Source organism: Serratia sp. NA_112.1, from assembly GCF_052691715.1.
In genome coordinates this window covers 137711-153541 of sequence record NZ_JBQZFO010000006.1, presented here as the reverse complement: position 1 = coordinate 153541, position 15831 = coordinate 137711, and the positions used below count along the sequence as shown (strand labels likewise).

The following is a 15831-nucleotide window of genomic DNA, read 5'->3' as shown; positions in this document are numbered from 1 at the left end:
ATAATGCGCCCCGACTCATATTCATGTTACTGCGGCTCAACGCCCTTTCTTTTTACGGCCAGGCTGAGCGAAGCGCTTACGTGCAGGAGCAGCTCCGCCAGACTTTTCGGCACTTTTCGACGTTCTGCCAGGCTTTTTCACCGCCGGTTTGGCTTTTTTCGCCGGCTTGGCTTCTGAGGAAGAGCCTTCGATCGATTTAAACAGCTCGACCAACTCATCATCGGTTAAGTCGCGCCATTCACCCGGTGGTAACCCAGTCATGCTCACATTCATAATGCGAGTACGTTCCAGCTTGGTCACCTCATAACCGAAATGCTCGCACATGCGGCGGATCTGGCGGTTAAGCCCCTGCACCAGCACGATGCGAAACACAAAGGGTGCTTCTTTCTTCACCTTGCACTTTTTGGTCACCGTACCCAGCATCGGCACGCCGGCCCCTAGGCCACGAATGAAGTCGTCGGTTACCGGTTTGTTGACCGTGACCAGATACTCTTTCTCGTGATCGTTGCCCGCCCGCAGGATCTTGTTCACCAGATCGCCGTGGTTGGTAAGGAAGATCAGGCCCTGCGAATCTTTATCCAGTCGCCCGATCGGGAAGATACGGGTGCTGTGATTCACGAAATCGACAATATTGTCTTTCTCGCCTTCTTCCGTAGTGCTGACAATACCGACTGGCTTGTTCAACGCAATAAAGATCAGATTGTCTTCATTGCGCGGCTCAATCAGCTGACCGTTGACCTTGACGACGTCGCCTGGAAACACCTGATCGCCAAGCGTCACGCGCTTGCCATTGATAAAAACATTGCCTTGTTCGATGTAACGATCGGCATCGCGGCGCGAGCAGATACCGCTCTCGCTTATATATTTGTTGAGACGTGTGGAAGGTTTGGTCAGCATATTTTCTCCATACCCGTCGTCTTTCAAGCCACAGCGTTGTTACCTGCTTACAAGACCCATCCCTGGGCCTTGCCCCTTCGGGGCCGCTGATCGCGCGTTCAAATCTGTTCCCGACAGATTTGTCACCCACCCCAGTCACTTACAAAAGTAAGCTCCTGGGGATGAGCGAGCTGGGTGCCTAGCTGTGACTTGAAATCCATAGGGTATATAGATACCGGTTATGTGTATTTTTCTATGGTACCGTGCTTACAGCCCATAACCGCCTGTTAATACTATTAGGAACTTATTTGGTTTTTTTGGCTGCCTGCAGATACAGCATCTCCAGGCCCAGGGTCGCCGCGGCCAGCGCGGTGATCTCAGACTGGTCATAGGCCGGGGCCACTTCCACCACGTCCATGCCGACGATGTTCAGCGACTGCATGCCACGTACCAGTTTCAGCGCACGATCGGAGGTCAGGCCGCCGATCACCGGCGTGCCGGTGCCCGGGGCGAACGCCGGATCCAGACAGTCGATATCGAAGGTCAGGTAGACCGGCATATCGCCGACGATCTGCTTGATCTGGGTCAGCAGATCGTCCGCGCTGCGATCGTTAACCTGCGCAGCATCCAATACAGTGAAGCCGTTGTCGTGATCGTATTCGGTACGAATACCGATCTGCACCGAGTGCTTTGGATCGATCAGGCCTTCGTTCGGCGCATGGAAGAACATGGTGCCGTGGTCGTATTGGCTGCCGTTAGCGTAGGTGTCGGTATGGGCATCGAAGTGCACCAGCGCCATTTTGCCGAAATGTTTGGCGTGCGCGCGCAGCAGCGGCAAGGTAACAAAGTGGTCACCGCCGAATGAGAGCATGCGCTTGCCGGCCGCCAGCAGTTTTTCCGCGTGCGCCTGCAGGTTGTCGCTCATGCTCTGAGCGTCGCCAAAGTTGAACACAATATCACCGCAGTCGACCACGTTCAGATGATCGCGCAGGTCAAAGTTCCACGGCCAGCGGTTGCCTTCCCAGGCCAGGTTGGTAGAAACCTGACGGATCGCCGCAGGGCCATGACGGCCACCGGCGCGGCCGGAGGTTGCCATGTCAAATGGAATGCCGGTGATGACCCACTCTGCATCGCTGTCGTAAGGCATAAAGTTCAGCGGAAAGCGCAGGAAACCAAAGGCGTTGGACACTAAAGAATTATCGGGCTGATGGCCTAAGGTACTCATAGTAAACCCTCATATTTCAACGTTTCGCCTGTTGAAAAATCACACAGGCGTTGGCAAAAAAAAATCCCTCCCGCGTCGTTAGCCCGACGAGAAAGGGATCCATTCGAAATCTGTTTCAGTACTGCTGATGCAGCAGATTATCGCCGCATTTCGTTCGCGCTTCAAGAGCGCGCATCATCATATCGGCTGCTCGTCGTTAGCCAGTATATACCCTGAATCCTACCGTCGTGTGACCGTTGCCCATACGGGTGCCTGACACTGTGATTTGGCATCAAGGTATAAAAAAGGCCGGACATCCGTTGGATGCCCGGCCTTTCAGAAGCGCTCTACTTATTCATCTTCTAAATAAGTATAACCGTATAAACCGGCCTCAAACTCTTCCAGGAACTGCGCCTGCAGTCCGCTGTCCAGATCGGTTTCTTTCACCTGATCGCGGAATTTGGCCAGCAGCGCGGTAGGATCGAGCTGCACGTATTCCAGCATGTCAGCAACGGTATCGCCTTCATCGGACAACTCAGTTTCTACCGAGCCGTCAGGGAAGACAAACACGTCAACCGAGGCGGTATCACCGAACAGGTTGTGCATGTTGCCCAGAATTTCCTGATAGGCACCGACCATAAAGAAGCCCAGCGCCGGCGGGTTTTCCGGATCGTACGGTGGCATTGGCATGGTGGTCGCCACGCCGTCACCGTCGATGTAGTGATCGATGGTGCCGTCAGAATCACAGGTGATGTCCAGCAGCACTGCGCGGCCTTCCGGCGGCTTGTCCAACCCTTCCAGCGGCAGCACCGGGAACAGCTGATCGATACCCCAGGCGTCCGGCATTGACTGGAACAGCGAGAAGTTGACGTAGAACTTGTCCGCCATACGCTCTTGCAATTCGTCGATGATAGGACGGTGGGCGCGATTGCTTGGATCCAACTGCTGCTGGATTTTATTGCAGATGTTCAGGTACAGCTGCTCGGCCCAGGCGCGTTTGGTCAGATCCAGCATGCCGTGAGCGTACTGAGTGTGAACGTCATGCAGGTCCATCTGGCTGTCGTGCAGCCATTCGCGCAGCGAGCGACGGTTTTCCGGCTCGTTCAATTCCTGCCAGGTTTCCCACATGCTTTCCAACGCGCGCGGCGCGTCTTCTGCCGGCGGCAATGGCTCACTGAATTCATTGCGCTCAACGCCGATCACGTTAGAGACCAGAACCGTATGGTGCGCGGTAACCGCACGGCCGGATTCGGTGATCACCGTTGGGTGCGGCAAACCGTGTTCATTACAGGCGTCGCCGATACCCCAGATCACGTTATTGGCGTATTCGTTCAGGCCATAGTTCACCGAGCAGTCAGACTGCGAACGGGTGCCTTCATAATCCACGCCCAGACCGCCGCCCACGTCGAAGCACTGGATGTTAACGCCCAGTTTGTGCAGTTCAACGTAGAAACGCGCAGACTCGCGCACGCCGGTAGCGATATCGCGGATATTGGCCAATTGCGACCCCAGGTGGAAGTGCAGCAGTTGCAGGCTGTCGAGACGACCCGCTTCGCGCAGGGTTTCCACCAGCTTCAGCACCTGAATGGCTGCCAGACCGAACTTGGATTTTTCGCCACCGCTCGACTGCCATTTACCGGAACCTTGTGACGCCAGACGCGCACGCACGCCTAAACGCGGTACCACGTTCAGACGTTCGGCTTCTTCCAGCACCATGTTGATCTCGGACATCTTCTCGATCACCAGGTACACCTTGTGCCCCAGTTTTTCGCCGATCAGCGCCAGACGGATGTATTCGCGGTCTTTATAACCATTACAGACGATCACCGAACGGGTCATGCCGGCATGTGCCAGCACCGCCATCAACTCGGCTTTGGAGCCGGCTTCCAGCCCCAGCGGTTCGCCGGAATTGACCAGCGATTCAATCACGCGGCGATGTTGGTTTACTTTGATTGGGTAAACCAGGAAATAACCGCCTTCATAACCGAAAGATTCACGCGCGCGTTTGAACGCGGCATTGATCGAACGCAGGCGATGCTGCAGGATCTGCGGGAAACAGAACAGCGCCGGTAAACGCAAGCCATCTTTTTGGCGTTGTTTTACCAAATTGGCCAGGTCGACACGTGCCTGCGGGACGTCCGGATCCGGGCACACGCTGATGTGGCCCAGTTCATTGACGTCATAATAGTTGTTGCCCCAGTAGGCGACGTTATAAGTGCGCAGCATCTTGCTGGCATCACGGTCATTCATAGCAACCTCCTGTATGGAGCGCAAAGATATAGATTCGCCCGTTGCTGACGGACGGTGAATCAATAGATCATCAGACATTACTCGCCTCACATCCCGTACTGACGATACAGTCAGCCACTATCGCAGCTACAACCCGCGAGAACAACCCAACAAACCGCCCTTGCGACAGCGAATAAAACTGCCGTTCGCGGTCAACGATCGGTTTATTACTCATATAATTGTAAGACACCCTGTTCAAACCTCGTGAATCGGGTCAAGAAACATCCCACAGGAAGGCTGCAGGCTACCCTTGTTCAGTTCTTCAGACGACCGTTAACCGGCCCGAGAATCCTGAGTAGCGCCCAGGTGTTTATCACACCTGAAAGGTGGTGTAGTGACAAGGCGGGAGATAGCAGAAGAATAGGCGCCAGAACGGGACTGCTGCTCTGAGCCGACAATCGGTAGACAACGGATCATTAATCCAACCACCTCCACGCACGCCGCCCACAATGAACGACCGAGCCTCTATTAATAGTGTAAGAACGTGACCGTTCTATGAAGCGGCGACGCCAAAAGCGGCGTCTGCGGCTGACCATCCGGCCACTAACGGGAGCGTCACAGAAATTTACAACTTCTTGCCCCACGCTGTGCATCAAATGAGCCGCGCGCGCAGTTTATACCGATAACACGGGGAAAATGCAAAATGAAAATTTGCCGGAAACTGTTTCAAGCGATGAAAATGGCGTCTCCGGCTTTGCGCAAAAGAGCGAAATGGCAAAAAAATACTGGCAATCCGGCCAAGGCCTGACCTAAAATAGACGTCCAGATGTTAATCCATCTATACTGATTAACGAAGAAACTGCTTAACGGCTTTGCCTGAGGGGCGTTGCAGGATGCATCTCGCGCCATCAGCGGAAGACCCTTCGCTTTGATGCCCGGAGCTCCAGCGCTGTGCAGTAATTTCTAACCCGTCTTATGCAAGGTAACGAACACAATGGCTAAACATCTTTTCACGTCTGAATCCGTCTCTGAAGGACATCCTGACAAAATCGCCGACCAGATCTCCGATGCCGTTCTCGACGCCATCCTGGAACAGGATCCTAAAGCACGCGTAGCCTGCGAAACCTACGTGAAAACCGGCATGGTACTGGTCGGCGGTGAAATCACCACCAGCGCCTGGGTTGATATCGAAGAAATCACCCGTAAAACCGTGCGTGAAATTGGTTATGTTCATTCAGATATGGGTTTCGACGCCAACTCTTGTGCCGTACTGAGCGCCATCGGTAAGCAATCTCCGGATATCAATCAGGGTGTTGACCGTACCGATCCGCTGGAACAGGGTGCCGGCGATCAGGGCCTGATGTTTGGCTATGCCACCAACGAAACCGAAGTGCTGATGCCTGCACCGGTGACCTACGCACACCGTCTGGTGCAGCGCCAGGCCGAAGTGCGCAAGAACGGCACTCTGCCGTGGTTGCGTCCGGATGCAAAAAGCCAGGTCACCTTCCAGTACGACGACGGTAAAATCGTTGGTATCGACGCGGTAGTGCTGTCCACTCAACATTCCGAAGATATTTCTCTCAAAGACCTGCAAGAAGCAGTGATGGAAGAAATCATCAAACCGGTTCTGCCTACCGAATGGTTGAGCGCCGCCACCAAATACCACATCAACCCAACCGGCCGTTTCGTTATCGGTGGCCCAATGGGCGACTGCGGTCTGACCGGACGTAAAATCATCGTTGATACCTACGGCGGCATGGCTCGTCACGGTGGCGGTGCCTTCTCCGGTAAGGATCCATCCAAGGTTGACCGTTCAGCAGCCTACGCTGCGCGCTACGTAGCAAAAAACATCGTTGCTGCCGGCCTGGCTGACCGCTGTGAGATCCAGGTTTCCTACGCTATCGGCGTAGCAGAACCGACCTCCATCATGGTGGAAACCTTCGGTACCGAGAAGATCCCGACCGAACAACTGACTCTGCTGGTGCGCGAGTTCTTCGATCTGCGCCCATACGGCCTGATCCAGATGATGGATCTGCTGCAACCGATCTACCGCGAAACCGCTGCCTATGGCCACTTCGGTCGTGAGCACTTCCCTTGGGAAGCTACCGACAAGGCAGCCCTGCTGCGCGATGCCGCCGGCCTGAAATAAACCCGGGTATCGGAAGTGAAAACGGCGAGCCTGGTGCTCGCCGTTTTTGTTTTTATGGGATGGGTGCTCATGGATCAACGCACAAACAACCAATAGGCGGGAGCAACGCCCCCGCCGTTGGGTTGCCTTACCCTTTGGATTCGTAAGCCAGAATGGCTGCAACTTCCGTGTCGCCCAGCTTGATGCGCAATTCGCACAGCGAACCGCGGGTTAGCCACATAAGCGCAATCAGCGTCATGCAGATAATCATCAGCCTTGGAACTATCCGTCCCTGCTGCATTTTTGACCTCCTTTTCCTTGCCTCTCGGCAGGTAAGAAGCTAACCTAACGTTCTCTGGCGTTAGAGTTGGCCTCGGGTTGATGTATATCGACACGGGGCTTTTCTCTTTCTATCCCTTGCGTATGCTCAGGACGAAAGATCCAGAGCACCCGCCCGCAGTATATTCACCCATCCCCTGATTTCGGCGTCCCTTTCTGCACCAAATTCCGTTTCTGCGCAGCGTTGCGCAAAGCGCTGCAACAGTCTGTAAATACAAAAAAACAAGGCCCAGCAATGCTGAGCCTTTGAGGGCAAAAACGGGAGTCGCCAGGTCGTTTACGAGGTTTGTTTGCGCAACAGGTAAACGAAATACGGCGCGCCGATAAAGGTCGCCAGCAGCCCGGCGGGAATTTGGTACGGGAACATCACCATGCGTCCGCACCAGTCGGCAAACACCATCAACAGCCCCCCCAGCAGCGCGGCAATCACCATCTGCGGTAACGCACGGCGGAAACCCAACATCCGTGCCATATGCGGTGCCATCAGGCCGATAAAGCTCAGCGGCCCCACGGTCAACGTTGCCATGGCGGTCAGCGTGGCGGCCAGCAGCAGAATGCTCAGGCGCACTGGCGTCAGGGCAATGCCCACCGAACGGGCAGTAGCACTGCCGAGCGGCAGGATGCTGAGCCAACGACGACACAACGGCGCCAACGCAATCAGCGCAACCGCAATGACCGCCGTTCGCACCGCCTGCTCCGGCGTCACCGAATAGGTGGAACCGGAAATCCAGGTCAGCAGGCCCCCCGTGCGCGGATCGCCACTGGCCAACAGCAGGAAAATGGTGGTGGTAAACGCCGTGCTGAGCGCGATACCGGCCAGCAACATACGCTCGGTGGAGAACCCTCCGCGCCCGGCGGCAATCATGATCACCAACAGGGTCCCGGCGGCCCCCAGGCTCCCGGCTGGCAGCAACCAGACAAAGGCATCACCCGGTACCACCAGCAGCATCATCACCACGCCGAAGGCGGCCCCCGAGCTAATGCCCAGGACTTCCGGGCTGGCCATCGGGTTACCGGTCAGTTTTTGGATTAGGGTCCCCGCCACCGCCAGCATCATGCCCGCGGCCAGTGCCGACAACACCCGAGGCCAGCGCCACGGCAGCAATGACTCCAGCTGGGCACCTTGGCTCCAGTGCCAACCGGCGGCGTTTTGGCCAAGCATCAGCGCAACGGCAATACCGGCCAACAGCACCGTTCCTGCCAGCGTCACCCAAACCAGCAGATGGCCACGTTCGGCCGGTACCTTATCGCCCAGATTCATCGGCGGCGGTGTCGAAGCACTGCGCAGACGCGGTAGCAACCACAACAACAGTGGTGCGCCAAACAGCGCGGTAGCTGCACCGGTCGGGACTTCTCGCCATACCTGCGTCAGCCAGATCATCACCTGATCGGTTAACCATAACAGCAGAGCACCCAGTAGCGGGGCCAACATCATGCGGTGTGCCAACCGACGCGCCCCCAGCATTTTCGCCATCAGCGGAGCAAACAGGCCGATAAAACCAATCACCCCAACGGCATTCACCAACATGGCACTGAAAATAATTGCCACTGCCAGCGCGCAGAAACGCGCCATCGACAGCCCGAGCCCAAGATTGCGTGCCACACCATCGTCCAGGCCCAGCAGCGTCAGTGGGCGCAGCAGCAGCACCGCCAACAGCCCGGCCGCCAGCAGACGCGGCAGAATAAACTGTACGTTGCTCCAGTCTTGTTGATTTAGCGCTCCGGTACTCCACAGGAACACCCCTTGCAACTGATCGTAATTGAACAACGCCAGCAGACTGTTGACCGCACCACAGTACAACCCCAACACCAGCCCGGCCAGGATCAGCGTCACCGGCGACATGCGTTTGCCCCAGGCCACGCCGAACACCAGCCCACCGACTACTACCGCCCCCACCATGGCGGCCAATTGGCGAGTCAGCTCGCCGCCCGGCAACATCCACAGCGTAGCAACAGTCAACCCAAGCTGGGCACCGGCGGACACCCCGAGCGTCGCCGGTTCTGCCAGCGGATTGCGTAAAACCTGCTGGAACAGCACGCCAACCAATCCCAGCCCGGCACCGGCCAGCAGGGAGACCGACAGCCGCGGCAACAGGCTATAGTGGAACAGCATTTGCTGGACATCATCGATATTCGGCGTAGTCAACGCCTGCCCCCACCCTGCCCATGGCAGCTGTTGCAGCAGGTTGTAGAGAGTCAGGCCGCCCGCCGCCGTCAACAGCAGCAGTACCAGGGTCAGCGGGAATGCACGGATGCGCGCGCTCATGAATAACTCTCCTGCGCCTGCTCCAGCAGATGACAAAATCGCATCGAAGACAGCGTCGCCCCGTAGAACCACACCGCCGGTACCTGGCGCAGTTGATTCTGCCGCACGAAGGGTAATGCCTGCCAAAGCGGGGTGGAACTGACTTTCTTCAACATTTCCTGATTACCGTGGTCGAGATAAATCGCCCGCGCACTTTTCACCATCGCCAGACGTTCAATCCCTACCACGGCCGTGCCCCAAAAGTTGGTTTCCCCTTCCCAGGCATTGATTATTCCAAGCTGACTCATCACTTCCTGGAACAGGCTTTTCTGGCCAATGACCAGTGCATGGCGAGTGTCGATCAGTGAAAACATCAGCAATGGCTGTGTCGTATATGAATGCAGGCGCTGACGTGCATCCTGAATAAAGCGGTCAAACTCGGCCAAATGCTGCACCGCCCGGGTTTCCAGCCCCAGACGCTGCGCCAGAGCTTGCAGTGACTGTTTGGCTACCGTCAGCGGCTTGCCGCTGCCGTCGTTGAAGCTAAAGCTCATAGAGGGAGCGATAGGCTCCAGCTTTTGCGGTGTGGGGCCATAGCCTTTCGACAGCAATATCAGCGATGGCTGAAGCTGCTGTAACAGTTCGAGGTTAGGTTCAGTGCGCTGGCCGACATCAATCACCGAGGCCGGCAACTTTGGCTCTTCCACCCACAGGTTGTAGTTATGGATATCAGCGACGGCCAAGGGTGTGACCCCCAGAGCCAACAGCAGCTCAATCGGCAGCCATTCCAGCGCCACAATGCGAGCAAGGTCAGGCGGCGTGGCTGCAGCTTGCCCCGGTAAAGAAAACAGCAAGGGTGACAGTGCCATGGCCGTCAACAGACGACGGCGAACGGCATCGTGGTGAAAATCGGAGGAATCAGGCATCAGTAGACAAAGCTCACCGGCGCACCGCCGCTTGGATGTGGCAGCGTTCCCATAGGAATACCGTAAATTTGTTCCAGCACCTCGCCCTGCATCAGATCCAGCGGGCTACCCTGTGCAATCATCTCACCGCCGCGTAAGGCCACCAGATGGTCGCAGTAGCGCGCCGCCATATTGATATCGTGCAGCACCGCAATCACCGTCAGGCCACGTTGATGGCTCAGTTGCTGGATCAGCGCCAGCACCTCAACCTGATGAGCGATATCCAGGGCCGAGGTGGGTTCATCCAACAGCAGACAGCGGCTGTCCTGCGCCACCATCATCGCCAGCCAGGCGCGTTGACGCTCCCCACCGGACAAACTGTCCACCAGACGGTTGGCGAAGGGCTTCAGGCCCACCAGCGCAATCGCCTCTTCCACCTGCTGACGATCGTTAGCGCCAAAACGGCCCAACGCGCCATGCCATGGATAGCGGCCAATTGCCACCAGTTCACGCACCGTCATGCCTTCTGCAGCGGGCAGTTGCTGGGGCAGATAGGCGACCTGACGCGCAAAGGCCTTGCTGTCCCACTGGCCCAATGGCTGCTGGTTGAGCAACGCACTGCCGGTGGTGGGGCTTTGATGGCGGCCAAGGATTTTTAGCAGCGTGGACTTGCCGGAGCCGTTATGGCCGATCAGCCCACAGACTTTCCCCACGGGAAAGGTCAGCGACAAGGGTTGCAGCAGCACGCGGCCGGGAACGGCAAAGCTGGCGCTGTTCAGTGTAAAAGTGGCGTCGTGCTTGGGGTGTTTATCCTGCATAGGTCCTACTTTGTCCGGGGCGACATCACGCCGCCCCGGTGATCCGGTTAGAAGCGGAAGGTTGCGGTGGCGACCACCTGACGTTCTGCGCCCCAATAGCAGCCATAGGTAGCGAAGCAGCTGGAGACGTATTCCTTATCAAACAGGTTGTTCACGTTGATGCCAATCGAGGAACCCGGCAGATTGAAACGCGCCAGGTCGTATTTTATCGCGGCATCAACCACCGTATAGTCTTTCACTTTAAAGGTATTAGCTTCATCACCATAGCTGGAACCGACATAGCGGACACCAGACCCCAGAGTCAGGCCACTGATGGCGGTTTCATGGAAGGTGTAATCCGCCCACAGTGAAGCCATATGTTTTGGAATCGCAGCCGGGGTATTGCCCTGAAGCGTAGTGTCTTTGGAATACTCGGCATCCGTGTAGGTATAAGAACCCAGCAGGTTAACGTTGGCCGACAGCGCAGCTTTGGCTTCCAGCTCGACACCACGAGAGCGAATCTCACCGCCCTGCACGCTGGCAAATGGATGATCTGGATTAGGGTCAGCCACCTTGTTGTTGGTTTTGGTCAGCTGATAGATCGCCATACTGGCAGTAATAGGGCGATCCTTCGGTGCATACTTCACGCCGGCTTCATACTGTTTGCCCTTGGAGGCGGCGAAGGTGTTACCACTGAAGTCCGTACCTGAAGTCGGCTCAAAGGATTCACTGTAGCTGACATAAGGCGCAATACCGTTTTCAAAGACATAGTTCAAACCCGCGCGGCCGGTGAACTCGTTGTCCTTCTGTTTTGATACCAAATTCTGGTTCAAACGGTTGGTGCTGTTGGTATCGCTCCAGTCATAGCGCCCCCCCATGGTCAGCACCCATTGATTCCACTCGACCTGATCCTGTACGTAAAGCCCGGTTTGCTCCTGACGATTGACCTGACTCGCACCACCGGTAATGGTGTAACTTTGGTTGCCGTACTGGGGTGCCACAACATTCAGCGGGGAAGCGGTGCCGTACTGATAGACGACGTCGTTACGCATGCGCATGTAGTCTACCCCCATCAGCAAGGTATGATTAACCAGGCCAGTGGCGAATTTTGCCTGGGCCTGGGTGTCCACCGCAAAGCTCGACAAATGCTCTTTCGAGTTCATCACTCCACGCGTCAGCTCTGCCGGGTTAGTCGTGCTGATGCCCTGGCCATAAATGGAACGGTAATCAAGGTCCATTTTTGAGTAACGCAGATTTTGGCGCACCGTCCACACGTCGTCAAAACCATGCTCGAAGGCATAACCGACCATCTGTTGCTTGCGCGAGATGTTGTTATAACCCGGCTCACCGTCGTTGAAACTGGTTGGCAACTTGCCGTTGATGCCATTTTGCACCGTGCCCTCTTTCGGCAGCCAGCCATAGAAGCCCAGGTCAGGATCATCCTGGAAGCTGCTGAGGAAAGTCAGAGAAGTGCGATCGTCCGGCCGCCAACTGAAAGAAGGTGCGATAGCATAGCGCTTGCTCTTTTCACCCACCTGCTGCTGATCTTCATCACGCGCCAGACCTGTCAAACGGTAAGAGTAAACACCGTCATCATCCACTGCGCCGCCAAAGTCGAAACCGGTCTGGAACAGGTTGTCGGTACCCATTTTAAACTGAACTTCACGAAGGGTTTCAGTCGTTGGGCGTTTGCTGACCAGGGCGACGACGCCACCCGGATTGCTCTTGCCATAGAGTACCGAAGAAGGGCCACGCAGTACTTCGGCACGCTCAAGGAAGTAAGGATCGACCTGGTAAATGGAGTAGTTGTCGTCCTGCAGTTTCAGGCCGTCGAGGTACATATTGGTACCTACCGAACTGAATCCGCGAATATTTACGGCATCGTAGGCGGTGGAGGCACCACGGTTGCCCACCATCACACCCGGCGAATAAGCCAGCGCACCTTTCACCGTCTCCGGCTGGCGCATATCCATCTCTTCACGCGTCACCACAGAAATTGACTGCGGGGTCTTTTCAATCGGCGTATCTGTTTTACTACCGGTGGCGCTGTGTTTGGCCACATAAGTGCCGACCGGCCCCCAGGCACTTTCCTGCTGTGGTTGGCTACTGCCCACAACGGTAAGGGTCTCTTCCCTGGTGTCTGCGGAAAATGCCGGCATTGCCAGCGTACCAAGTGCAGCAGCGATAGTTATCGCTAACCCACTGACATGAGTTCGGCCCTGCTTGGCCGCGGAAGATGGAAGAGGCTTGGTCGGCATAGGTGGTTTCTCTGGTAAATTATTTGATGACGAATGTAAACGATAATAATTATTATAAGCGCCGCATTTTATGCAGAAGCCAAATTAAACTGCAAGTCGAATTCAGCCGGTAAATTGGTGTGCGATTAACCGCTTAGCCCCATTAACTGAATGGAAATGAATTGCACAGAGAAATAAAAAAAGCCCGCAACAGAAAGTTACGGGCTTAATAACAAAGAAAAACTTTTCGCCTAAGCGCTTTACATGATTGACCGCTTACTGGCCAAACATGTCCTTGATCCAACCGGCAACACCGTCAGCATCTTTTTGCTCACCCGCAGCCTGTTGCTGCTGTTGCTGTTGCTGCTGAGCCGCCTGACTTGCCTGACACAGCCCTTGCGGATTGTCGGTCCACACCGGGATGGTGCGCCCGCCACCGCCACAGACAAAGTTACCGCCTGAATCGATGCCCATCTGGTTGATACCTTCCGGTGGCTGCAGCATCAGCGGCAGCGGCGTCTGGTTTTCCAGATAGCGGCGATACAGGGTCAGCGCACCGTTGGCACCGGTCAGCTTGGCTGGGCCGTTGTTATCACGGCCCACCCAGGCGATAGCCACTTCTTTGCCATCAATACCGGCAAACCAGCTGTCGCGCAGATCGTTGGTGGTACCGGTTTTCGCCGCCAGATTGTAATTGGGGAATTTCACTGACAATGAGCGGGAAGTCCCGCGCGCGACACCCTGTTGCATGGCGTACAAAGTCAGATAAGCCGCCTGCGCCGGCACCACCCGTTCCGCCTGCGGGAAGCTCTGGTACAGCACTGAACCGTCTTCGGCGATCACCGAGCGCACCGCTGACAGTGGGGCACGATTACCGCCACCGGCGATGGTCTGGTATTCCTGCGCCACTTCCATTGGCGTCAGGCCAATAGCACCGAGCAGCATGGAAGGTACCGGATTGATTTCCGCTTTCGGAATGCCCAGACGTTGCAGTGTGGCACTGATTTGATCCAGCCCAACCGCCATGCCCAAATTCACCGTCGGAACGTTGAGCGAGAAGGCCAACCCGTCCACCAGCATCACCTGCCCACGGAATTTGCGGTCATAGTTGTTTGGCTGCCAGACGGTGCCGTTCGACAATTTCAGCGTCAATGGCTGATCCGCCAGCCAGGTGTTGAGGCGGTATTTGTCCGGCTCGGAAAGTGCAGCCAGGTAAGTCGGTGGCTTGGCCAGTGAACCGACCAAACGACGTGCCTGCATCGCACGGTTAAACCCGGCGAACTGCGGGTTGGCACCGCCGACCATCGCGCGGACTTCACCGCTGAAACGATCGACAATCACCATCGCCGCTTCCAGATCCTGAACGTGACGAGCCGCCCTCAATGCCGGAATACCGTCTTCAACCGCTTTTTCCGCCGCATCCTGTGAAACCGGATCCAGCGTGGTGAAGATTTTCACACCGGAGAGATCGTTAACCTTGTCGCCCAGCTTGGCTTGCAGTTCCTGACGCACCATCTGCATAAACGCCGGCTGTGGTGTGATCACACCACCTTTCGGCTGCACGCCCAACGGCCGGGCGCTGAGCATGTTATACAGTTCCGCATCGATAACGCCCTGGTTCTGCAACAGTTTCAGTACCAGGTTACGACGCTCCAATGCCAGTTTCGGGTTACGCCAAGGGTTATACAGCGACGCCCCTTTGACCATGCCCACCAGCAGCGCCTGCTGATCCAGGCTCAGTTCATCCACCGGGCGGCCGAAGTAATACAAGCTGGCCAGCGGGAAACCGCGGATCTGGTCGTTGCCACTCTGACCGAGGTAAACCTCGTTCAGATACAGCTCAAGGATACGATCCTTGCTGTAACGGTAATCCACCAGCAACGCCATATAGGCTTCGTTGGCCTTACGCCACAGCGAACGCTCGTTGGTCAGGAACAGGTTTTTTACCAGCTGCTGCGTCAAGGTACTGCCGCCCTGCACCGCACGCCCGGCGGTCAGGTTAGCCAGCACGGCACGGCCGATGGAGTACGGGCTGATGCCGTCATGTTCATAGAAGTGACGGTCTTCGGTGGCGATCAACGTATCCACCAGCAGATCCGGGAAACCGGCGCGCGGGACAAACAGACGTTGTTCACCGTTCGGTGACTGCAACATGGTGATCAGGCGCGGATCGAGGCGGAAGAACCCGAAACTGCGCTGGTTTTCCATGTTCTCGATTTTCGCCAGACGGTTGTTCTGGAAATCCAGGCGGGCGTGGATCTGCCCCTCTTTACCGTCCGGAAAATCAAAGGGACGACGCAGCATCTCAATGCTGTTGGCCTGTACGGTAAATTCCCCCGGACGAGTCATACGGCTGACCTGTCGGTATTGCATGCCCTCCAGCAGATCGACCATTTCCTTTTTGCTGTACGGCATACCCGGTTCCAGGTTGACCATGCGGCCATACACCGCCGCCGGTAACTGCCAGACCTTGCCGTCAATGCGGCTGCGGATCTGCGAATCCAAATAAACGCCGTAGATTGCCAACAGCACGGCAACCACCAGAATCAGTTTGATCAGCAAGCCGAGCCAACGGCGTTTTTTACGCGGCGGAGTCGCTTTTACCTTACGCGGCATGCGTTCTTCCTCGTCTTCATAATCATCATCTTCATCCTGGTACTCGTCTTCCTCGTAATCATCGTAATCGTCATCTCGACGACGGCGCGGCGGCTTGCGCGACGCGGTGCGTTTTGGTTGTTTCCCTTTGCGCCCGATGGGCTCGCGGTCATCCCCAGCCATTGCTGTTAATCTCCAGACTTGGCGGCACTGCCGGCCATTATAAGTCGCTTAATCTGTCGTGGCGTGAGGCCGCTGAACAGAAGAAACATCTGA

10 protein-coding genes are annotated in these 15831 nt (G+C 56.3%); 1 reads left to right on the top strand and 9 read right to left on the bottom strand.

All coding sequences use genetic code 11. The annotated features are described in order from the left end of the window. Positions 1-36 precede the first annotated feature (36 nt). The 3 genes from rluF to speA form a co-directional block, all read right to left on the bottom strand. Complete coding sequence (rluF, locus tag ACUTQ5_RS14260) at positions 37-897, bottom strand: 23S rRNA pseudouridine(2604) synthase RluF (protein ID WP_445651798.1); 861 nt, start codon at positions 895-897, stop codon at positions 37-39. 283 nt (positions 898-1180) lie between these two features. After that, positions 1181-2101 carry an agmatinase gene (gene speB / locus ACUTQ5_RS14255; protein WP_445651797.1) on the bottom strand — a complete coding sequence of 307 codons (921 nt, stop codon included), beginning with the start codon at positions 2099-2101 and terminating at the stop codon, positions 1181-1183. A 330-nt stretch (positions 2102-2431) separates the two neighbouring features. After that, positions 2432-4408, bottom strand: a complete 1977-nt coding sequence (speA, locus tag ACUTQ5_RS14250) for a biosynthetic arginine decarboxylase (RefSeq protein ID WP_445651796.1) — start codon at positions 4406-4408, stop codon at positions 2432-2434. Between the two features lie 895 nt (positions 4409-5303). On the opposite strand from speA, the gene metK reads away from it, so the two are divergent. Then, positions 5304-6458 (top strand): methionine adenosyltransferase, encoded by a 1155-nt coding sequence (gene metK, locus ACUTQ5_RS14245; protein WP_174354629.1) that lies wholly within the window; start codon positions 5304-5306, stop codon positions 6456-6458. Positions 6459-6585: 127 nt separating this feature from the next. Here metK and ACUTQ5_RS14240 read toward each other — a convergent pair whose 3' ends face one another. From ACUTQ5_RS14240 to mrcB, 6 genes are all read right to left on the bottom strand, one after another. Further along, on the bottom strand, positions 6586-6738 hold the full coding sequence (locus ACUTQ5_RS14240; RefSeq protein WP_445651795.1) for a Hok/Gef family protein: 153 nt from the start codon (positions 6736-6738) through the stop codon (positions 6586-6588). Between the two features lie 315 nt (positions 6739-7053). Then, positions 7054-9042 (bottom strand): Fe(3+)-hydroxamate ABC transporter permease FhuB, encoded by a 1989-nt coding sequence (fhuB, locus tag ACUTQ5_RS14235; RefSeq protein WP_445651794.1) that lies wholly within the window; start codon positions 9040-9042, stop codon positions 7054-7056. Continuing rightward, complete coding sequence (fhuD, locus tag ACUTQ5_RS14230) at positions 9039-9947, bottom strand: Fe(3+)-hydroxamate ABC transporter substrate-binding protein FhuD (protein WP_445651793.1); 909 nt, start codon at positions 9945-9947, stop codon at positions 9039-9041. The genes fhuB and fhuD overlap by 4 nt, the downstream gene beginning before the upstream one ends. Beyond that, entirely contained in the window at positions 9947-10744 is a 798-nt protein-coding gene (gene fhuC, locus ACUTQ5_RS14225; protein ID WP_445651792.1) for a Fe3+-hydroxamate ABC transporter ATP-binding protein FhuC, read from the bottom strand. Before fhuC ends, fhuD begins: the two co-directional genes overlap by 1 nt. Before the next feature lie 47 nt (positions 10745-10791). Beyond that, a complete protein-coding gene (gene fhuA, locus ACUTQ5_RS14220) occupies positions 10792-12981 on the bottom strand; it encodes a ferrichrome porin FhuA (protein WP_445651791.1) in 2190 nt (729 codons plus the stop codon). Positions 12982-13236: 255 nt separating this feature from the next. Beyond that, a complete protein-coding gene (mrcB, locus tag ACUTQ5_RS14215) occupies positions 13237-15738 on the bottom strand; it encodes a bifunctional glycosyl transferase/transpeptidase (protein ID WP_445651790.1) in 2502 nt (833 codons plus the stop codon). Between the last annotated feature and the right edge of the window lie 93 nt (positions 15739-15831).